We start from the raw sequence: 21,132 nt of genomic DNA, 5'->3' as shown, positions 1-21,132 counted from the left end.
GTTAAATGTGTCAGCCCTAATTCAATCAGCTTAATTCGCGCGCGCCCTGATTATCCACTTTACAGATATGCACGAAGCCCTCGTTATTCTGTAAATAATGCTGTTCCAGATAAGCGGACAGGCGGGTGGCGGTGGCCAGATCCGGCGCAATGGCAAAAATCGTCGGGCCGGAGCCGGAAATTCCCGAAGCCAGCGCACCTAAATCGCGCACCGCCTGTTTCACTTCGGCAAAATTCGGCAGCAGCGCTTCGCGGTAAGGTTCGGCGACTACGTCTTTCATCATGTATGCCGCCAAGGCTTCCTGATGCGTATGACAGGCATGAACGAAGCTGCCGAGATGACGGCCGTGCGTAATCACATCCTGACGGGTATAGCTTTTCGGCAAAATCGCGCGCGCTTCGGAGGTCGACACTTCAATGCCGGGATAAGCCAGCACCCAATACCAATTGTCGAAAAACGGCAGCTGCTGACAAATATTGCCGAGCGATTGCACCATCAGCTGTACGCCGCCCAAATAACAGGGTGCGACATTATCATAATGAATGGAGCCGGAAATCCGACCTTCCAGTTCGCCCATCATTTCCAGCAACTCCATTTTTGAAAAGGGTTCCTGATGAAAGCGGTTCAACGCCACCAGCGCGGCGACAATCGAACAGGCGCTGGAACCCAGCCCGGAACCGATAGGCATATTTTTTTCCAGCGTCAAGCGCAGGGCTTTAACGTTACTGTTGCGCAGTTTCAGGCGTTCGCGAAATAACACATAAGCCTGATATACAATATTTTTGTGCGGCTCTTTCGGTAATTTACGCACAAAATAGCCCGCACTTTCCAGCTCGAAACCGCTGTCTATGTCATCAATCTGAACCACATCGCCCAGCAAGGAACCGTCAATCGGGGAAACCGCCGCGCCCAAGGTGTCAAATCCCACACTGATATTGGCACTGGATGCCGGCGCATAAATTCTTAACATTGCCATTCTCCGTTAATGATGTACCGTTCTTAAAATATCGGCGAAAATACCGGCGGCAGTTACCGCATTGCCGGCACCGTAACCGCGTAATAATAGCGGAATCGGCTGATAGTAGCGAGTATAAAATGCAAGTGCGTTTTCGCCGTTTTTCACTTTATACAGCGGATCGTCGCCATCCACTTCAAGCACGGACACTTTACACTGTCCGTTTTCGATCTGACCGACATAACGCAGCACTTTCCCTTGCGCGCGGGCATTTTCCACCCGGGCGCGGAATTCGTCATCCAACTGCGGCAGCAGCGCCATAAATTCTTCCGTCGATTTGCCCGCGGCGAACCCTTGCGGCAGCACGCTTTCCACGTTAATATCCGCCAGTTCAAGCGGCAGACCGGTTTCGCGCGCCAGAATCAATAATTTACGCGCCACATCCTGACCGGACAGATCATCACGCGGATCCGGTTCGGTAAAGCCTTTTTCGCGCGCCAGTGCGGTGGCTTCCGATAAGGATAAACCCTCTTCCAATTTGCCGAAAATAAAGGATAACGAACCGGATAAAATCCCGTTAAAGCGGATCACTTCATCGCCGGCGGCAAGCAGGTTCTGCAAATTTTCAATCACCGGCAACCCGGCGCCCACATTGGTATCATACAGAAAATTACGCTGATTTTTACGCGCATTTTCGCGCAGCAGATTATAATATTCAATCTCGCGGGTGTTGGCTTTTTTGTTCGGAGTCACCACATGAAAACCCTCGCTTAGCGCGCGCGCATACAAACCGGATACGCTTTCCGCCGAGGTGCAGTCCACAAACACCGGATTGACTACATGATGCAGTTTAATAAAGGATAACAATACGTCGAAATCCGACGGTTGCGTGGCATTTTCCAGATCCGCCTGCCAGTTATCTAAATTTAATCCGTTTTCATCCAACAGCATTTTGTTTGAGTTGGCTAATGCGCACACACGGATTTCAATGTCCTTTTTTGCCAGATACTCCTTTTGGTTTTTTACCTGCTCGATTAATTCGCCGCCCACACCGCCGACGCCGACCAGAAACATATCGACGATTTTTTTATTATTAAATAACGCCTGATGGGTGGATCTCACCGCTTCAATGGCTTTATTCTGCGCCACCACGGCGGAAATGGAGCGTTCGGAGGAGCCTTGCGCGATGGCCACGATACTGATATTTGCCTGCGCCAGCGCCGAGAAGAAACGCGCCGCAATGCCTTTTGCCTGTCGCATGCCGTCGCCGACCACGGAAATAATGGATAAATCTTTGATGACTTCAATCGGTTCCAGTGCGGCGGATTTCAGTTCCTGTGCGAATTCGTTTTCCAGCGCGCAACGTGCGGTGTCGATCGCTTTAACCGGCACACAAAAACTGATGCTGTATTCCGATGAGGATTGAGTAATCAGAATCACCGACACTCCGGCTTTCGACATGGCGGAAAATACCCGTGATGCCATACCGACCATGCCCTGCATGCCCGGCCCGGAAACATTAAACATCGCCAGATTATCCAGATTGGTGATGCCTTTCACTTGCAATCCTTCCGCTTTAACTTCGCCGTCAATAACGGAACCCGGCGCGTCCGGATTGCCGGTATTTTTAATCAGACAGGGAATATTGGCTTGTACCAGCGGCCCGATAGTGCGCGGGTGAATCACCTTGGCGCCGAAATAAGACAATTCCATCGCTTCACGATAAGACAGGCTCGGCAGCAAACGCGCATCCGGCACCAAACGCGGATCACAGGTATAAACGCCGTCCACATCCGTCCAGATCTCACAAACTTTCGCTTTCAGGCAGGCGGCAAGACAAGCGGCGGAATAATCGGAACCGTTGCGCCCCAGCAGCACCAGTTCGCCTTTATCATTACCGGCGGTAAAGCCGGCCATTAACACAACATGGTCTTTCGGAATCGCGTCGGCGTTCACCCGTGTGGCGGAGGCGTCAATATCTACGGAGGATTCCAGATAACCGCCCTGCGCCAACAATTTTTCCACCGGATTGATTAACGTTACGCGATAACCGCGCGCCTCAAACCAGGCTTTCATCATGGCAATGGATAATTTCTCACCGCGTGAATCAATGGTGGCTTTTACCGCGTCTTCAACACGGCCGTTTTGTCTGATATTGTCCAGCAATCCCTGAATCTGCGCAAATTCGGCATCAATGAACGCTTTTGTCGCGGCTAAATCAAAATTTGTATTTTCCGCATGTAATCCATTGATGATGTTATAAAAAATCTCTAAAGCTTGATTAAAATCGGTTTCGGTAGGTTGGTTTTGAGCGGCTTTCTCGGAAAGGGCGACCAGATAGTTGGTAATTTTGGCCGGTGCGGACAACACGCCGGCCGCCTGATCGTCTAAATGGGCCTGTTCAATAAGCCGTGCCGCCTGTGAAAACCGTTCGGGATTAGCCAAAGAGGTACCGCCGAATTTAAGTACGCGCATAATAATCTCCTGAATGTTGTGTATAAAGTTAATCTGAAAAACTGCGATAAAAAAACCCGCACTTTGTATGCGGGTTTTATCAATTCTGTTTTTAACGCACTAACCCGCCCCATTAGTCATCGTAATGGTCATCATAATAATGGTGGTGGTCATAGCGAAAGTGCGGTGTGTCATTGCGTTATTTCCTTCATAAAAACGAATGCGTTAGAAATACCGAAATTTTCGTCGCTTGTCAAACGGAAAATGAATAAATAAGATAAATTTCCCTTCTTTATTGTAAATCCTGTAAAATAGCGCCTGATTCTCTATTTAACCGATAAAACGTCTATGATGAATATTCAGCAAAATCTTAATCAAATTCACCGGCAAATCACACAGCATTGCCGGCTGGCGCAGCGCAGTGCCGACGAGGTGCGTTTACTGGCGGTGAGCAAAACCAAACCGGTTGAAGCGATTTTAGCCGCCTGTCAAGCCGGGCAAACCGCATTCGGCGAAAACTATGTACAGGAAGGCGTGGAGAAAATCCTGTTTTTCGAACAGCAGAATATCCCGCTGGAATGGCATTTTATCGGCCCGCTGCAATCCAATAAAACCCGGCTGGTGGCCGAGCATTTCGACTGGATGCAAACGCTGGATCGGGCAAAAACCGCCGAGCGCCTGAATGCGCAGCGCCCGCACTTTAAAGCGCCGTTAAACGTTTTAATTCAAATTAATATCAGCGATGAACGCAGTAAATCCGGTATTCAACCGGCAGAGATGCTCACGCTGGCAAAACAGGTGCAAAACTTACCGCACTTATGCCTGCGCGGTTTAATGGCGATTCCGGCGCCGACGGACAATATCGCCTTGCAGGAGCAGGCTTTCGCTAAAATGCACGCGCTGTTTTTGCAATTGCAACAAGCGTTGCCCGACGCGCCGATCGATACGCTGTCAATGGGCATGAGCGATGATATGCCGAGCGCCATAAAGTGCGGTTCCACCATGGTCAGAATCGGCACCGCCATTTTCGGTCAACGCGGCTGATCGGCTGTAAAACCTCAAAAACCGGAACGGCAAGGTTTTTTATTTCCAAAAAATAAGTTGTCACGAAATGCTGCCGTAATAGTCGTTATTTTTAGGCAAAAATAAAGCCGCTCAATGAGCGGCTTAGTTATTATCACAAGTTTAAGCGATTAGAAGTAAACGCGTAAACCTACACCGTAGAAGTTTTCGTTGTCTTTAGTTGCTTCGTCAACACCGGCTTCAGTTAATTTCACACGGCTGTGCGCATATTCAACATAAGTCACTACATTTTTAGTGAACGCATAATCGGCACCGATTAAATAAACGTTCTGTAGCGCTTTATCACCGTCGTTTAATGTCACATTGCTAAGTGCGGCTTTCGCTAAGCTGTAATCGGTTTCAAAGTCTGTTGTTGTTCTGCCTTTGAATTCATTACGCTGCCATTGCAGGTAAACTTTTGATTCCGGCAATACCTGATACTGTGCGCCCACTTCTAAGAAACGCGCTTTACCGTCAGTCGAATCGGTATCTAAATTAGCCACATTTTTATAAGTCGATTGACCGTATTCGGCACCTAATGCAGCCGGGCCGTAATGTAATAATGAAGCGACACGCCAGGATTTTTTCTCTTGAGCACCGGCAGTGTTCGCACCAATAGCTGGTTGAACGGCATCAAATTTATCAAAGGTTGCACCGGCATTTAATTCTAAGCTCAGATCTTCAGTGTATTGACCGTTATAGAATAACGCAGCACCGTAACCGTGTTTCAGTTCACCAGCTTTCAAGTTATCTTTATTAGATTGACCGAATAGGTAATCAAGTCCGAGAGTTAAAGTCTGACCCTGTGCCAGTTCAAAATCGGCGGAACGGAATGTGACCACTTTTTTACCGCCGTCGGTTAAGTTGTTGTTGCCGCCGAACAGATAAGTCGGGTCATTCAGCTGTACATCATCACCGCTGGTATTCTGACGACCGAAAGTTAAACGACCGATATTGTCCGCCTGTAAACCAGCCCATAATTTATTGGTTGTCGGATCGTTAAAGCTGTTTTTGCTGTCCCAACGGTCGCCATTTTCATTAAAACGGATACGCAAATGCGCTAATGCTTTAACGCCGTCTGTGATCTGATGTTCTGCATGGAAATCAATACGAGATTCATTATTACGTAAATCACCACGTTGGTTGTCACCGAATTTACCTAATGCAACATCAACACGACCACCGATATCGAAGGTTGTACCTTCATTACTATAAACTGTTGTCGCGCTTGCTGATACTGCTGCAGCTGCCACTGCTAATGCTACTAATGTCTTTTTCATAATACAATTCCTTTCAGAATTAAGTTGTTATAACAATTAAAGCTGAAACTTTCCGTTAAAAGAAATGTCAAAGCCCACCTCGTTTGAAGCAGCTGTATATTGGCAAAGAAATATAGCGGTGTCAATGCTGTCGATAAAAAGTTCACTTAATTTAGTGATCAGGATCACAATTCTAAAAAGAACTCGCGCTTTTCAGGATAAAAACCAATCAATTCCCCCAAAACTTAATAATTATTTATTTTTAACCGCCGATTAGCCGAAAAAGAGCCCGTAACCAAGCACAGTTACGGGCAGAATCGGACATTGATAGCAAATGCGAAAATTAGAATAAGATACGAGTACCTAATGCAATACGTTTTTCTTTTTCAACCGTTTCGCCGGCATTTTTAGTTTTAAACGAACCGCCTTCCACATACAGAATAACATGTTTGTTGAAATGGTGATCCGCACCTAAGAACCAGCCTTTGAATTTATCGTTTTCCTCTCCTTGAGTTTTACCGATACCCCATAGATATTCCGCATAAACTTTATTTTGCGGTGTGACATGATATTTGAAACCAACTTCAAATTGATCAACTTTTTCATTTTTGACGTCACCGACACGGAATTTATGATCGGAATGTCCTACCGGAGATTTTGCCTGCGACCAGTCGAACGCTAACGCCGCCGGGCCGTAAGACAGTTCGATTGCCGCACCGGCGCCTTTTGCCTTATATTCATTCGCCTTGAAATCGCCTTTTGTCAATTCACTATAACCGCCTTCTACCGCAAAGCCGAATTCATCGATTTTGGTTTTATAGAATGCGCCTAAACCGAAGCCTTGACCGTTATCCGCAGAATATCCGGTTTTAGTAACATTTCCATCTTTATCTTTTTCTACATAAGTTTTATCCGCATTACCAAAGTAATAATCGGCGCCGAAACGGAAGCCGTTAAATTCGGCGGACATAAAATGCGCCGCTTTGTTATGGGCGTCCACGACTTTCACAATGGAGCCTAATTCATAGGTGTAATCCGATAAACCGATGTGGTCACCGACGGTCAACTGACGACCGAAAGTCAATGAACCGATATCCGCATGGGTTAAACCGGCAAATAAACGTTTGGTATGAATGCCGTCGCCGACAGTACCGTTTTGCGTAAAGCGGATTTCAGCCGCGCCCAATGCGGTAAAACCATTACCGATTTCCTGGAACGCGCGGACACGGAGGCGTGAGCCTTTATCAAGTAAATCAGTACGTTTACCGGTTTGATTCGCGATTTGTAATGCAACACGACCGTCCAAATCAATTTTAGTCCCGTCTTGTGAATAAATTACCGTCGCATTGGCTGCGGTTGAGGCGACGGCTGCGATTGCTAGTGCGATAAGCGTCTTTTTCATAACTTACTTCCTTAATTTTCAGAGGAGTGTTTTTATTTTTGATTGAATAATAAAATTCAACCGACTGATAAAACTAAGTTCCAGAATAATTTCTGTCGGAAATAATATAAGTAAGTTATTTTCCAATGTCAAAAGTGCGGGAACTTTTTGTCATTTTTATAAACATAAATTAAAACAATAAGTTATAAAAATTCAAAGCTTAAAAAACACATTTTAAAATGTTATCCCGATCACATTTTTTATTATTAATTTTCCTCAAGTCATGCAATAGAAATCATTTATCTCATTGATATTTAATAAAATTCACATTTAAACAGGCAATCTAATGAAATTAAATTTCAAAACAACTTATTTTTATAAATGTTTAATTCATTTTTGTGAGACGGATCACATTTTAATTGTGCGGATAACAGGTTGAAAAATAAGCAATATTCTATGCCGTGTCAGAATAAAATTTCATCAGAAATTTATTTTATTGATAAAAAATAAACCGCACTTAGATTCCGTGAACTGCGTCACAGTTTCGCCGCTCATTTGATTGGATTTTTAAAAGAAAGGTACTGATAAGAAAAAAACAATATACGGGCTGAAAACGAACCGCACTTTTATCCCGCCAAAACTGTTAAAAAGTGCGGTCGGTTTTTCGTTAGAATCCGCTGCCGGCGAATTACGCATTATCAATGCCGAACGCGATGACCTCGCTGATTTTCTCGGCGCCTAACGCCAACATTACCAGCCGGTCAACCCCCAATGCGACGCCGGAACAATTCGGCACGCCGGCCTGCAAGGCGGCGAGAAAACGTTCGTCGGCTTTATGCGGCGGTAAACCGGCTTTTTCTCTTAACCGGTTATCCTGCTCAAACCGCCGCTGCTGCTCGCCGGCATCGGTTAATTCGTTAAAGCCGTTCGCCAGCTCCAGCCCTTTATAATAGAATTCAAACCGTTCGGCCACGCGGTGATCCTCCGAACTGATTTGTGCAAGCGCCGCCTGTGTCGCCGGGAAATGATAAACCGCCACCGGTCTTTGCAGGCCGATTTTCGGCTCGACCACCGTGCTGAACAAAAACTGCAATAAGGTATCGCGATCTTCATTTTCAGCACCGGCTAAATGAAACGCTTTGGCTTTTTCAACCAGCTCGTGCTGTTCGGCAGACAACGGATCAAGACCGACATATTCCTGAAAAATAAACTGATAACTGAAATTTTCCGCCGCTTCGCAATCCAGAATCTGCTGTAGCAAATCATCCACTTCGTCAATCAGGCGATACATATCGAAATACGGCCGATACCATTCCAGCATGGTAAATTCGGGATTATGCTTACGCCCCGCTTCTTCGTTGCGAAACACCTTGCATAACTGAAAAATCGCTCCGCTGCCCGCTGCCAGCAGCCGTTTCATATGATATTCGGGGCTGGTCGAAAGCCATAAGGTTTTGGATTGATCATGAAACGGCGAAATAAATTCCGTACAGAAAGACGCCAGATGCACATCGGTGACGCCAAACTCGCTTAATACCGGTGTGTCCACTTCCAATAATCCGCGATCGGTAAAAAAGCGGCGGATTTCGGCGATAATTTTAGCCCGGGCAAGCAGATTTTTGATGGATGCCGACGGACGCCATTGAGGTTCTAAAAGCATAATTGATGTGTTCCGTATAAAAATGATGTGCGTTATTTTACCCGAAATCAGGCAGGCTAAAAACCAATGATTTAATGTGCCGCCGGTATTTTAGGCATTCAAATGATATCAGTTATCATCTGTCATAAAATCGGCTATTAACAAATTTCTAACTTTTTGAGTTAGATCACGAAACTGAACTTTTCTTCCGCCATTTTGTAAAAAAACAGTTAGCGCTCGCCCAAAAGCATGGCAGAATATTTTCACCCGTTATTGATTTCGCTCGGTTCGAAATCTTTATTTTTTACTCTCATCATTTATTGGAGGAATATCGTGCAAACTGTTAATGTCGATATTGCGATTGTCGGTGCCGGCGGCGGCGGCTTACGTGCAGCGATTGCGGCGGCACAAGCCAATCCTAATTTAAAAATCGCATTAGTATCAAAAGTTTATCCTATGCGCAGCCATACTGTAGCAGCAGAAGGCGGTGCCGCAGCGGTGATTAAGGAAGAAGATTCTTACGATAAACATTTTCACGACACAGTTGCCGGCGGCGACTGGCTGTGCGAACAGGATGTGGTTGACTATTTCGTTCAGCATTCTCCGGTTGAAATGACTCAATTAGAACGCTGGGGTTGCCCTTGGAGCCGTAAAACGGACGGCGATGTGAACGTGCGCCGTTTCGGCGGGATGAAAATCGAACGCACTTGGTTCGCCGCGGATAAAACCGGCTTCCACTTATTGCATACCCTTTTCCAGACCTCTATTCAATACCCTCAGATTCAGCGTTTCGACGAACATTTTGTATTAGATATTCTGGTTGACGACGGTCATGCCCGCGGTATGGTCGCGATGAATATGATGGAAGGCACCTTAGTGCAAATCAATGCCAATGCCGTGGTGATCGCTACCGGCGGCGGTTGTCGCGCATTCCGCTTCAATACCAACGGCGGTATCGTTACCGGCGACGGTTTATCCATGGCTTACCGCCACGGCGTGCCGCTGCGTGATATGGAATTCGTTCAGTATCACCCGACCGGTCTGCCGAACACCGGTATTTTGATGACCGAAGGCTGCCGCGGCGAAGGCGGTATTCTGGTTAATAAAGACGGCTACCGTTACTTGCAGGATTACGGTCTGGGCCCGGAAACGCCGATCGGCAAACCGGAAAACAAATATATGGAATTAGGCCCACGCGATAAAGTCTCGCAGGCATTCTGGCAGGAATGGCGTAAAGGCAATACCCTGAAAACCGAAAAAGGCGTGGATGTCGTCCACCTTGACCTGCGCCACTTGGGTGAAAAATATTTGCATGAACGTTTACCGTTTATCTGTGAACTGGCCAGCGCTTATGAAGGCGTCGATCCGGCAAAAGCGCCGATTCCGGTGCGCCCGGTGGTGCACTATACCATGGGCGGTATTGAAGTGGATTTCAACAGCGAAACCCGTATTAAAGGCTTATTTGCGGTGGGCGAATGTGCCTCCTCCGGTTTACACGGTGCCAACCGTTTAGGTTCCAACTCGCTGGCGGAACTGGTGGTATTAGGCCGCGTTGCCGGCGAATATGCCGCACAACGCGCCGCCGAAGCCGCACCGGCTAACCAAAGTGCGGTCGATGCGCAGGCAAAAGATGTTGTCCGCCGATTAGAGGATTTATACAATCAGGAAGGTAATGAATCCTGGTCGCAGATTCGTGACGAAATGGGCGATTCCATGGAAGAAGGCTGCGGTATTTACCGTACTCAGGAAAGCATGCAGCAGACCGTCGATAAAATCGCCGAACTGAAAGAACGTTATAAACATATCCGTATTGCCGACCGTTCAAGCGTCTTTAACACGAATGTGCTGTACACCGTCGAATTGGGTTATATTCTGGATGTTGCGCAGTCTATCGCCAATTCTGCGATCGAGCGTAAAGAATCCCGCGGTGCGCATCAACGCTTAGACTATACCGAACGCGACGATGTCAATTACTTAAAACACACGCTGGCATTTTACAATGAAGGCGGTGCGCCGCGTATCGAATACAGCGATGTGAAGATTACCAAATCTCAACCGGCAAAACGTGTTTACGGTGCGGAAGCAGAAGCTGAGGAAGCGGCTGCGAAAGCTAAGGAGCAAGCAAATGGCTAATCAAGCAATTATGAATGTCGAAGTATTGCGTTACAATCCTGAAACGGACAAAGAACCGTACTTAAGAACCTATCAGGTCCCTTATGACAGCCAGACTTCGTTATTGGATGCGTTGGGGTATATTAAAGATAAACTGGAACCGGAATTATCCTATCGCTGGTCATGCCGTATGGCGATTTGCGGTTCCTGCGGTATGATGGTCAACGACAAACCGAAACTGGCCTGTAAAACTTTCCTGCGCGATTACAGCGGACATATGCGGATCGAGCCGTTGGCCAACTTCCCGATCGAACGCGATTTGGTAGTGGATCTCAGTCACTTTATCGAAAGTCTGGAAAGCATTAAACCTTATATTATCGGTAATCAGGCGCCGGAGCTGGACGGCAAACCGCATCCGTCCGCTGAGCTTGCCAAAAGCCGAACCAAACAAACACCGGCGCAGCTGGAAAAATACCGCCAGTTCTCAATGTGCATTAACTGCGGTCTGTGTTATGCGGCCTGCCCGCAATTCGGTTTGAATCCGGAATTCGTCGGCCCGGCGGCACTGACACTTGCGCTGCGTTACAACCTTGACAACCGCGATCACGGTAAAGCGGAACGTATGAAAATCCTTAACGGTAAAAACGGCGTATGGAGCTGTACTTTCGTCGGTTATTGTTCCGAGGTATGCCCGAAACATGTCGGCCCGGCCTCCGGAGTTAACCAAGGTAAAATCGAAAGTGCGAAAGACTATGTTTTTGCAATGTTAAAACCGCAAAGCTAAGGAGACAGTAAAATGACAACAACAGTAGCAAGCAAACGCAAAAAATATGTGCGTGAAGTCAAAGCGACATGGTGGAAAAAGTTAGATTTTTACAAATTCTATGTCTTGCGTGAAAGCACTTCCGTGCCGACCGTATGGTTCTGTTTAGAACTCTTCTACGGATTAGTCTGTTTAAGCAACGGCACATTCGGTACGACGTTCATCACGTTCTTACAAAATCCGGTCGTCGTGATTTTAAATATCATTACCTTAGGTGCGGCATTACTGCACAGTTTCACCTTCTTTAATATGGCGCCGCAGATGATGAACGTCATCGTCAAAAACGAACGCCTTGATGCGAAACTGGTATCCCGTATTTTCTGGGGTGTGACGGCATTAGTCAGTATCATCGCCTTAATTCTGGTGTAGGGAGAAATAACATGGACAAACTCACTCCAAAACGTTCAAATGAACCGGTCGTCTGGCTGCTATTCGGTGCCGGCGGTGCCATAAGTGCGGTATTTTTTCCTGTTTTAGTCTTAATTATCGGTTTTCTGCTGCCGTTCGGCTTAGCCACACCGGATAATATTATTGCTTTCGCCCACACTTGGATCGGCAAACTCGCGATTCTCGCGCTGTTAATTTTCCCGGCATGGTGCGGCATTCACCGTATCCATTTAGGGCTGCATGATTTCAAAGTGCATGTTCCTGCCGGCAGTGTGATTTTCTACGGACTGGCGACGCTGTATTCGGTATTAACGCTGTTCGCAGTATTTAATATTTAAGACAGTCCCAAAATGACAAACCCTTTCAACAATGAAAGGGTTTTTTATTGCCTAAACGGCGGTGTGATAGCAAAATCCGTTTTTCTCAACACCGCGGCGGATCATTTCCCGCCGGCTTGCCGATTATGCCCATGCTTAGGCTCGCATAAAAAGTGCGGTTAAAATAGACGACGTTTTTTATTTATGCGTCACTAGCCAGCAATTGTGGATGTGTTTATTGCGTTCGAAATCCAAAGGTCGCGTTTTGGCCGAAATGTCCACCGCACTGAAATCCAGTTCTGCCAACGCGGCAAAATCCATTTTAAAACCGCGTTTATTATTGGAAAAAACAATTGTGCCGTGCGGGCGCAAAATCCGTTTTAATGCGCTCAGCAATTTAATATGATCGCGCTGCACATCCCAGCTGTCGTCCATGCGTTTGGAATTGGAAAATGTCGGCGGATCCACAAAAATCAGATCAAACTGACGATCGCATTTTTCCAGCCATTGCAGACAATCCGCCTGAATCAATGTATGCTGTTTGCCTGCCACATCATTTAACATCAGATTCTGTTCCGCCCAGTTCAAATAGGTATTCGACATATCCACCGTGGTCGTGGATTTGGCCTTTCCCAGTGCGGCATGCACCGTTGCGGAACCGGTGTAGGCAAACAAATTTAAAAAATCTTTATCGCGCGCCATTTCTCCCAGCATTTTGCGGGTCAGGCGATGATCCAAAAACAGGCCGGTATCCAGATAATCGGTTAAATTCACCCAAAGTCTGGCGCCGTATTCGGTCACATAAAAATACTCGCCCTTATTGGCCAGCTTTTCATACTGGTTGGTGCCTTTTTGTTTCTGCCGGACTTTCAGCACCAGTTTATTGGTCTCCACCCCGGTTACCGATAAAGTTGCCGTCACCGCATCCAATAAGCGCTGGCGGGCTTTGTTTTCATCAATATTTTTCGGCGCGGCATATTCCTGCACTACAATATGATCCCCGTAACGATCAACGGCAAGATTATATTCCGGCAAATCCGCATCATATAACCGATACGCATCCAGGCCCTGCTGATTCGCCCATTTTTCAATTTTTTTGCGGTTTTTGTGCAGCCGATTGGCGAAATCCAATGCCACCGGCGCATGCTCGGAATTAAATTCTAACGCATTTTCCACCGCACTTTCGGCTTGCTCCGTTTGACGTTCTGCAATCTGATAATTTTTCTGCACGCAGTCCAGCGGGCCGTTTTTCGCTTTAAACTGACGGTGAGAACGCAACCGCAGGCAATCCAGCAACGCCGGTTCGGCACTGAAAACGGACAGATTCCAGCCGCCGAACTGCGCCTTGACCCGCTGGCCGAACACCGAATACAACGCAATCAATGCCGGCGTGGTGCCTAAGCGCTCACCGTAAGGCGGGTTACAAATCAGCGTTCCTTTTTCTTCCCGACTCGGATTAACCAACCCCGCCACATCGCCCTGCCGCCACCGAATCAAATGGGCAACGCCGGCATTGGCGGCATTTTTCTGTGCTTTTTGCAGCACGCGGTGATCCAGATCAAAGCCGTAAAAGTGCGGTTGCGGATTTTTCTCAAGTTGCTGTGCGGCCAAAGCTATCGCCTCGGCTTTTACCTTATCCCACGCGGCCTGATTATGTCCTTTCCAGAAATCGAATCCCCAATGCAGACGATACAATTGCGGCGCAATTTGCGCGTCCATTTGCGCCGCTTCAATTAACAACGTCCCCGAACCGCACATAGGATCCACCAGCGGCGTGCCGCGCTGCCAGCCGGAACGCAACACAATCGCCGCCGCCAGTGTTTCGCGCAGCGGCGCTTTGCCGGTATCTTCACGATAGCCGCGCATATGCAGCGCTTCGCCGCTTAAATCCAGCGACAAAATCAAATCCTCACGGTTTAAATAAGCATGAATACGAATATCCGGCCGTGCTTTATCCACTGTCGGGCGGCGCTTACCGTGGCGCTCAAAATAATCCACAATGCCGTCTTTTACCCGCATCGCACCGAATTGCGTATGGCGGATTTCACGATTCGTGCCGTTAAAATCGACTAAAAAAGTGGTTTTATCATCAAAATAATCCGCCCAGTTTTGTCCGATCACTGCGGCATATAAATCCAAATCGCTGTAAATTTTGGCGGCGGCAATCGGCAGTAAAATACGCGAACTGAGTCTCGACCACAATAGCGCGCGGTATAAGGTCTCGTCATCGGCTAAAAAATGCACGCCGCCCTGTGCGATCCGGCAGTCGTTTGCTCCCAGCTCAGTCAGTTCGACCTTTAATAATTCTTCAAAACCACGGGCGGTGGTTGCGAACAGTTTTTTCATGAATATTCTCATCAACGCTAAAAATTGCAGAGATTATAACAGAGAGGAAAAGTGCGGTCGATTTTAATTAAGCATCGCCAGGGGGCGCAGTTTCAAGTTCGCCGCGCCCCGTGGATGAAGAGGTTATTTCAAACAATCGAAATAACTGTCGGCGGTATATTGCAGGAAGTCGGCGTAAGAATTTTTACCCAGTTTCACCGCATCGCCCATCGGATCCAGACGGCCGACTTTCACACCGGTGCCTTTATGCAGGGAATCAATCACTTTCGGTGTAAATTGCGGTTCGGCAAATAAACAGCTGACTTTGTGCTCCTCAATTTCATGTTTAATCGCCGCAATGGTTTTCGCCCCCGGCGCCACCAGCGGATTAATGGTGAACGCACCGATCTGGTTCAGATGATAAGCGGCATTAAAATAGGTGTAAGCATCGTGGAAGACGTAAAAACCTTTATCATGCACCGGCGCCAGCTGCTGTTTGATTTTTTCGTTTTGCGCCGTCAAAGTGCGGTTAAATTCCGCTAAGTTTTGTTCGATAAGCGTACGTTTTTCCGGATATTGTTCGCTTAACCGTTGCGCGACTTTTTTCGCCACGATGCCGCTGACTTCCGGCGAATACCAGACATGCCAGTTAGTGCTTAAATTATCATGCTGATGAGCATGCCCCGCGCCATGAGCGTCCGCTTTATGGTCATGATCGTGGTCGTGGTCGTGGTCGTGGTCGTGGTCGTGGTCGTGACCATGGTGATGATGTTCACCTTGATGCAACATATCATCGCTGATGTCCGAAATTTCCGCGACGGTCAGCACCTTTTTGCGATCAATATCACGCAGTACGGAAGTATCCAGGAAAAGATCCACATCTTCGCCAATCCAGACAATCAGCTCAGCTGATTTGATTTTCTGAATATCGGAGGGTTTTAAGCTGTAATCATGCGGAGAAGCGCCCATCGGCACCAGCACCTCAGTATCGGTCACCCCGTCGGCAATGGAAGAGGCGATAAAGCCCAGCGGTTTGATAGATGTCAGTACGGTCGCACTGGCAACCGCGGAAAAAGTCATGACTGCCGCCGCCACGGCAGCTTTTTTAAACGTATTATGCAAAGCGTTCATAGGCTATCCTCTTGTTAAGAATAATTATCAGAAACCGCATTAGCTTATACGCTTTTTGCCGGAATTACTATCTTTTTTTACTAAAAAAAATAAGTTATTGCGGCGCCATAATGAGCTTATCGATCACCTGAGCCACGGCAAAAAAGCCGAATGTGGCGGTAATCATGGTTGCCGCACCGAAACCGTTGGCGCAATTCATGGTGGCGGAAACGGCACAATTGCCGTCGGTTTGCGGAAAAATCAGCGGCTGAGTGGAAAACACGCAGCTAACCCCGAATTTCCGTTTCGGATTTCGGCTGAAACCATATTCCTTGCGCAAAAGCGACCGCACTTTTGCCGCCAGCGGATCCTGTATGGTTTTGCTTAAATCGGCGATCTGAATCCGGCTCGGATCGGTCTGACCGCCGGCGCCGCCGACCGTAATAATGTTGATTTTATGCCGTTTGCAGTACGCGATCAGCGCCGCTTTGGTTTTGACGCTGTCAATGGCGTCGATCACATAGTCATAGCCCCGGTTCAGGTAGTCCGCCAGATTCTGCGTCGTAATAAAATCGTCAATGATATTCACCTGACAATCCGGGTTGATAAGCCCGATGCGCTGTGCCATCACCTCGGTTTTCAGCTTGCCGACGTTATCGCCCAGCGCGTGAATCTGGCGGTTAATATTGGTGACGCAAATATCATCCATATCGATCATGGTGATTTGCCCGATGCCCGAGCGTGCCAGCGCCTCCACCGCCCAGGAACCGACGCCGCCAATGCCGATAACGCAAACGTGCGCCTGTTGCAGGCGGGCAAGCGCGGCACTGCCATACAGGCGACCGATGCCGCCGAAGCGGCGTTCGTAATTATCCGTAGGTTGCTGCATTATTGTAATAACCAAACCCGTCCGTAGTGTTTTGATAAACCGGCGATATGCCCCGCCTGATCACCGACGCCGCGATATAAATCGAAATGATGGCCTTTCACTGCGCCGCCCACATCAAGCGCCACCATTAAATGCAATTTATGTTCGCCGGTCCAGTTGCCGTTGTTGTCGATTTGCGGCACTTCCACCAGCACCACCGAACCGGACGGGATCAGATTACGGTCGGAGGCGATCGACGCCATCGGCACTAAAGGCACGCCGGCAGAACCTTTTACCTGACCGGTCGGATCATTTTTAAAGAAAACGTAGGAAGGATTACGCTCCAGCAAACGCTGTAAGCGTGACGGATTTGCCTGCGCCCAGTCTTTAATCGCCTGAATAGACATTTTTTCTTTCGCAATTTCGCCGTCTTCGACTAACAAGCGCCCGACCGCCACATAGTCAAACCCGTTTTGTCCGGCATAGGCGAAATAATTCAGATCGCCATTGCCGAAATCCACATAACCGCTGCCCTGAACGCCCAGCAGAAAATTATCGATCATCGAATCGCTGTATGCCAGTTCCAAGCCCTTTCCCTGCAACGCGCCGGCATAAATCTGTGCGCGACTGAAGCGTTTTTGTACCGGCAATGCGTAAATCGGCTGATTATATTTCCCCTGCTGGGTGCGGCGGGCGTGAATCACCGGCGAATAATAGCCGGTCATCAGCACATTCTGATAACCGTCCTGCCCTTTCATCAGCATCGGTTGAATGCCGAACGTCGCCAGTTCATCCACATTGGCGCCGGCCAATACCCAGCTGGTGACTTTGCCGTAAGTCGGCGCAAAGCGATTGGTTAACCGACCCGAATAGCTGCGCACATTGGATAACTGAGTTAAAAAATCGCCCTGATTAATTACCGCACTTTTATTGTCGACCGATAATACCGGCATCAGCACCGCCTGCTGATACGTGCGCCCGGCATATTTTGCCCCGAATAATTCCGGATTAGCCAAGCTGCTATCGGCACCGCCGCTTTTGCCGGGCCGCGGTTTGGAAGAACAGGCCGCTAATAATATAACGCCGAGCAATACGGCGAATCTGATTGTTATTCTGGATTGGAACTGCATAGTGATACCTAAAAAACCGAGTCAATGGAAACGCCATAAGGTAACAAAAAATACACGGAATATATAGTGCTTTTTAATAAATTTTATCCGCTTAGTTGCGGCAAAAAGCGTCGGATCGTCTATTTTTATAACAAATAATCAACATCGGCGTGATTTTCACTTGCATTAAAAATTTAATCGCGTATAGTACGCCCTCACAGACGCGGGGTGGAGCAGCTTGGTAGCTCGTCGGGCTCATAACCCGAAGGCCGTCGGTTCAAATCCGGCCCCCGCAACCAGATTTCAGAAGCCGCGAATACTGTATTCGCGGCTTTTCTTTTTGCCTGTCATGCTATCTTGGATAATACCCACAAAAAAACCGCTACGCTTGCGGGTAACGGTTTGTCAATACATTTGTGTGATTACGCCAGAATCGTTACGTTCTCGGCTTTCTTTCCGCGTTTATCATCAACAATATCAAAAGCGACCGCCTGGCCTTCTTTCAGCGTACGAAATCCGTTCGACTGGATTGCCGAGAAATGAACAAACACATCTTCTCCGCTTTCCGCCTGTAGAAAACCAAACCCTTTTGTTTCATTGAACCATTTAACGGTTCCTTTATTTTGAGACATTATATAATCCTAATTAATAAAAAATAATGAGATAACGCAATAATATTGTGATGATAGATTACTCCCGCCACGCACTTATTCGGGTTACCCTTTTCGCTTAACAAAGCGCAGTTATACTATCAGTATATATGACAAATAGCACGCGTTATTTAGCATCGCCGAGATGATTCGTCACCGACAATTTATCCAGTATCTTCTGATGAATGCCGCCGAAGCTGCCGTTGGACATGATCAGTACATGATCCGTCGGCTTGGCTTCCTGCACCACCATCTCCGCCAGCTTATCCGGATTCGCCGACCAGCTCGCAGGTTGCAGGCATTGATTGGCAATATCCACCACTTCCCAGGGAATACTTTCCGGCTGCAATAAAAAGACATGATCGGCCCGCGCCAGCGCCGGCGCCAGATCATCTTTATGCACGCCCATTTTCATGGTATTGGAACGCGGCTCCAGCACCGCTAAGATACGCACGCCGCCGCCCACTTTATCGCGAAGTGCGGTCAGCGTTGCCAGAATTTCTGCCGGATGATGGGCAAAATCATCATAAACAGTAATGCCGTTAATCTCGCCTTTCACTTCCAGACGGCGTTTGGCGTTGACAAAATCGGACAGCGCCGCACAGGCATTTTCAATACTGACGCCGGCATGGTAAGCGGCGGCGATCGCCATCAGCGCATTGTGCATATTATGCTGGCCGACAATCTGCCATTTCACCGTGCCGGCTTCCTCGCCGTGATGAAATACGGTAAATTCGCTGCTGTCATTAGTCAGCCGCCGGGCGTGCCATTCCTGTCCCTCGCCTAAAAACTGGGTTTCCGACCAACAGCCCATTTCAAGCGTTTCTTTCACGCTCTGTTCCGCCGCCACGGAAAGAATGCGACCGCTGGCAGGCATGGTGCGGATCATATGATGAAACTGACGCTGAATCGCTTTCAGGTCGTCAAAAATATCCGCGTGATCAAAACCGATATTATTGATAATCAGGGTTTTCGGATTGTAATGGACGAATTTAGAGCGTTTATCAAAAAATGCCGTGTCATATTCGTCCGCTTCGATCACAAAAAATTGACTGCCGCCCAAACGCGCCGAGGTGCCGAAATTACCGGCAATACCGCCGATTAAAAATCCCGGTTCCAAGCCGTTTTGTTGTAAAATCCAGCTCAGCATGCCGGTTGTGGTGGTTTTGCCGTGAGTACCGGAAACCGCCAGCACCCAGCGTTCACGCAATAAATGATCATGCAGCCACTGCGGGCCGGAAGTATAAGGCAAATTATGCTCCAACACATATTCAACACAGGGATTTCCGCGTTTCATCGCATTGCCGATCACCACCAGATCCGGTGCGGGCTGCAACTGGGAGGCATCATAATGCGGAATAATCTCAATACCGCTTTGTTGCAAAAAGGTACTCATCGGCGGATATACATTGGTATCCGAGCCTGTGACTTTATAGCCCATCTGCTTGGCGATGATTGCGACGCCGCCCATAAACGTGCCGCAAATACCCAGTATATGAAGATGTTTTTGTGTCATTTGTTATCTCTTGATAAAAAAGTTAGTATAAAAATGTGGTTAGGATCACAGATTAAAAATCAGCTTTGTAGCCCGAAACTAAAGGTTGCTATAATAAATCAACTCTCTTAGAGAGTAAATTTATTAATCAAACAGGATAACAATATGAAGACATTAGGACAGTTCATTATAGAAAAACAGGCGGAATACCCCAATGCCAAAGGCGAATTATCGGGTATTCTGTCTTCCATACGTTTGGTCGCGAAAGTGATTCACCGTGATATCAATAAAGCCGGACTGACAAACAACATCATCGGTAACTCCGGTGTGGAAAACGTGCAGGGCGAAGCGCAGATGAAACTGGATTTATTTGCCCACAATACCATGAAACAGGCGTTGATCGCACGGGAAGAAGTGGCGGGATTCGCCTCGGAGGAAGAAGAAAATTTCGTCGCTTTCGATACCGAACGCGGTCGTAATGCCAAATATGTGATTCTGACCGATCCGCTGGACGGTTCTTCCAATATTGATGTGAATGTGGCGGTCGGCACCATTTTCTCAATTTACCGCCGCATTTCACCGATCGGCACGCCGGTTACGCTGGAAGACTTTCTGCAACCGGGCAATCGTCAGGTTGCCGCCGGTTATATCGTTTACGGTTCATCCACGATGCTGGTTTATACCACCGGCAACGGTGTCAACGGCTTCACTTATGATCCGTCTCTCGGCGTCTTCTGCTTATCGCACGAGAACATTCAGATTCCGCACAGCGGCAAGATTTATTCCATTAACGAAGGGCAGTATTTAAAATTCCCGCTGGGGGTGAAAAAATACATTAAATATTGTCAGGAAGAAGATAAAACCACAGGGCGGCCTTATACTTCGCGTTATATCGGCTCGCTGGTCTCCGATTTCCACCGTAATATGCTGAAAGGCGGGATTTATATTTATCCGAGCGCTACAACATATCCGAAGGGCAAACTGCGGTTGCTGTATGAAGGCAATCCGATGGCATTTTTAGCCGAACAGGCGGGCGGTATCGCCAGCGACGGCTACCATCGCATTCTGGATATTCAGCCGGCTGAACTTCATCAACGTATTCCGTTGTTTATCGGCTCTAAAGATATGGTGGAAAAAGCGCAGGATTTTATGCGTGAATTCGGTTAAGCCGTGTCGATTAAACGCA

17 protein-coding genes, 1 tRNA gene and 1 other annotated feature are annotated in these 21,132 nt (G+C 47.8%); of the genes, 7 read left to right on the top strand and 11 right to left on the bottom strand.

Translation table 11 applies throughout. The features are described 5' to 3' along the window. Positions 1–25 precede the first annotated feature (25 nt). Both thrB and thrA read right to left on the bottom strand, forming a co-directional pair. Positions 26–970, bottom strand: coding sequence for a homoserine kinase (thrB, locus tag ACESOH_RS06690; protein WP_373100454.1), 945 nt, complete (start codon positions 968–970; stop codon positions 26–28). Positions 971–982: 12 nt separating this feature from the next. Further along, positions 983–3,430 carry a bifunctional aspartate kinase/homoserine dehydrogenase I gene (gene thrA, locus ACESOH_RS06685; RefSeq protein WP_373100453.1) on the bottom strand — a complete coding sequence of 816 codons (2,448 nt, stop codon included), beginning with the start codon at positions 3,428–3,430 and terminating at the stop codon, positions 983–985. Positions 3,431–3,475: 45 nt separating this feature from the next. Further along, positions 3,476–3,592: a sequence feature (Thr leader region), on the bottom strand. Positions 3,593–3,760: 168 nt separating this feature from the next. Between thrA and ACESOH_RS06680 the strand changes: the two genes are divergently transcribed. Continuing rightward, on the top strand, positions 3,761–4,453 hold the full coding sequence (locus ACESOH_RS06680) for a YggS family pyridoxal phosphate-dependent enzyme (protein WP_373100672.1): 693 nt from the start codon (positions 3,761–3,763) through the stop codon (positions 4,451–4,453). A 149-nt stretch (positions 4,454–4,602) separates the two neighbouring features. Here ACESOH_RS06680 and ACESOH_RS06675 read toward each other — a convergent pair whose 3' ends face one another. The 3 genes from ACESOH_RS06675 to epmA form a co-directional block, all read right to left on the bottom strand. After that, positions 4,603–5,751, bottom strand: a complete 1,149-nt coding sequence (locus ACESOH_RS06675; RefSeq protein ID WP_373100452.1) for a porin — start codon at positions 5,749–5,751, stop codon at positions 4,603–4,605. Positions 5,752–6,073: 322 nt separating this feature from the next. Then, complete coding sequence (locus ACESOH_RS06670) at positions 6,074–7,132, bottom strand: porin (RefSeq protein WP_373100451.1); 1,059 nt, start codon at positions 7,130–7,132, stop codon at positions 6,074–6,076. Positions 7,133–7,799: 667 nt separating this feature from the next. After that, positions 7,800–8,771 carry an elongation factor P--(R)-beta-lysine ligase gene (gene epmA / locus ACESOH_RS06665; protein WP_032092234.1) on the bottom strand — a complete coding sequence of 324 codons (972 nt, stop codon included), beginning with the start codon at positions 8,769–8,771 and terminating at the stop codon, positions 7,800–7,802. 312 nt (positions 8,772–9,083) lie between these two features. On the opposite strand from epmA, the gene frdA reads away from it, so the two are divergent. The 4 genes from frdA to frdD are packed head-to-tail and all read left to right on the top strand — an operon-like array spanning position 9,084 to position 12,410. Then, positions 9,084–10,883 (top strand): fumarate reductase (quinol) flavoprotein subunit, encoded by a 1,800-nt coding sequence (gene frdA, locus ACESOH_RS06660; protein WP_032092235.1) that lies wholly within the window; start codon positions 9,084–9,086, stop codon positions 10,881–10,883. Beyond that, positions 10,876–11,646 (top strand): succinate dehydrogenase/fumarate reductase iron-sulfur subunit, encoded by a 771-nt coding sequence (locus ACESOH_RS06655; RefSeq protein ID WP_032092236.1) that lies wholly within the window; start codon positions 10,876–10,878, stop codon positions 11,644–11,646. The genes frdA and ACESOH_RS06655 overlap by 8 nt, the downstream gene beginning before the upstream one ends. A 12-nt stretch (positions 11,647–11,658) precedes the next feature. After that, positions 11,659–12,054 (top strand): fumarate reductase subunit FrdC, encoded by a 396-nt coding sequence (frdC, locus tag ACESOH_RS06650; protein ID WP_373100450.1) that lies wholly within the window; start codon positions 11,659–11,661, stop codon positions 12,052–12,054. An 11-nt stretch (positions 12,055–12,065) separates the two neighbouring features. Beyond that, complete coding sequence (gene frdD, locus ACESOH_RS06645; RefSeq protein WP_373100449.1) at positions 12,066–12,410, top strand: fumarate reductase subunit FrdD; 345 nt, start codon at positions 12,066–12,068, stop codon at positions 12,408–12,410. 177 nt (positions 12,411–12,587) lie between these two features. Here frdD and rlmKL read toward each other — a convergent pair whose 3' ends face one another. The 4 genes from rlmKL to mltA all read right to left on the bottom strand — a co-directional run bounded on the left by rlmKL (position 12,588) and on the right by mltA (position 17,822). Then, positions 12,588–14,735 (bottom strand): bifunctional 23S rRNA (guanine(2069)-N(7))-methyltransferase RlmK/23S rRNA (guanine(2445)-N(2))-methyltransferase RlmL, encoded by a 2,148-nt coding sequence (rlmKL, locus tag ACESOH_RS06640; RefSeq protein WP_373100448.1) that lies wholly within the window; start codon positions 14,733–14,735, stop codon positions 12,588–12,590. 123 nt (positions 14,736–14,858) lie between these two features. Further along, positions 14,859–15,845 carry a zinc ABC transporter substrate-binding protein ZnuA gene (gene znuA / locus ACESOH_RS06635; protein ID WP_373100447.1) on the bottom strand — a complete coding sequence of 329 codons (987 nt, stop codon included), beginning with the start codon at positions 15,843–15,845 and terminating at the stop codon, positions 14,859–14,861. Between the two features lie 94 nt (positions 15,846–15,939). Next, positions 15,940–16,713 carry a tRNA cyclic N6-threonylcarbamoyladenosine(37) synthase TcdA gene (gene tcdA / locus ACESOH_RS06630; RefSeq protein ID WP_373100446.1) on the bottom strand — a complete coding sequence of 258 codons (774 nt, stop codon included), beginning with the start codon at positions 16,711–16,713 and terminating at the stop codon, positions 15,940–15,942. After that, positions 16,713–17,822 carry a murein transglycosylase A gene (gene mltA, locus ACESOH_RS06625; RefSeq protein ID WP_032093544.1) on the bottom strand — a complete coding sequence of 370 codons (1,110 nt, stop codon included), beginning with the start codon at positions 17,820–17,822 and terminating at the stop codon, positions 16,713–16,715. Before mltA ends, tcdA begins: the two co-directional genes overlap by 1 nt. A gap of 201 nt (positions 17,823–18,023) precedes the next feature. On the opposite strand from mltA, the gene ACESOH_RS06620 reads away from it, so the two are divergent. After that, positions 18,024–18,100, top strand: a tRNA-Met gene (locus ACESOH_RS06620). Between the two features lie 123 nt (positions 18,101–18,223). Here ACESOH_RS06620 and ACESOH_RS06615 read toward each other — a convergent pair. Beyond that, positions 18,224–18,433, bottom strand: a complete 210-nt coding sequence (locus ACESOH_RS06615; RefSeq protein ID WP_032093543.1) for a cold-shock protein — start codon at positions 18,431–18,433, stop codon at positions 18,224–18,226. A 145-nt stretch (positions 18,434–18,578) separates the two neighbouring features. After that, on the bottom strand, positions 18,579–19,967 hold the full coding sequence (gene mpl, locus ACESOH_RS06610) for a UDP-N-acetylmuramate:L-alanyl-gamma-D-glutamyl-meso-diaminopimelate ligase (protein WP_373100445.1): 1,389 nt from the start codon (positions 19,965–19,967) through the stop codon (positions 18,579–18,581). A 144-nt stretch (positions 19,968–20,111) separates the two neighbouring features. On the opposite strand from mpl, the gene fbp reads away from it, so the two are divergent. Beyond that, a complete protein-coding gene (fbp, locus tag ACESOH_RS06605; protein ID WP_032093541.1) occupies positions 20,112–21,113 on the top strand; it encodes a class 1 fructose-bisphosphatase in 1,002 nt (333 codons plus the stop codon). Positions 21,114–21,132 lie beyond the last annotated feature (19 nt).

The sequence above is a fragment of the Necropsobacter rosorum genome, from assembly GCF_964241405.1.
In the GTDB taxonomy this organism is placed as follows: domain Bacteria; phylum Pseudomonadota; class Gammaproteobacteria; order Enterobacterales; family Pasteurellaceae; genus Necropsobacter; species Necropsobacter rosorum.
This window is presented reverse-complemented; position numbering and strand designations above follow the sequence as displayed.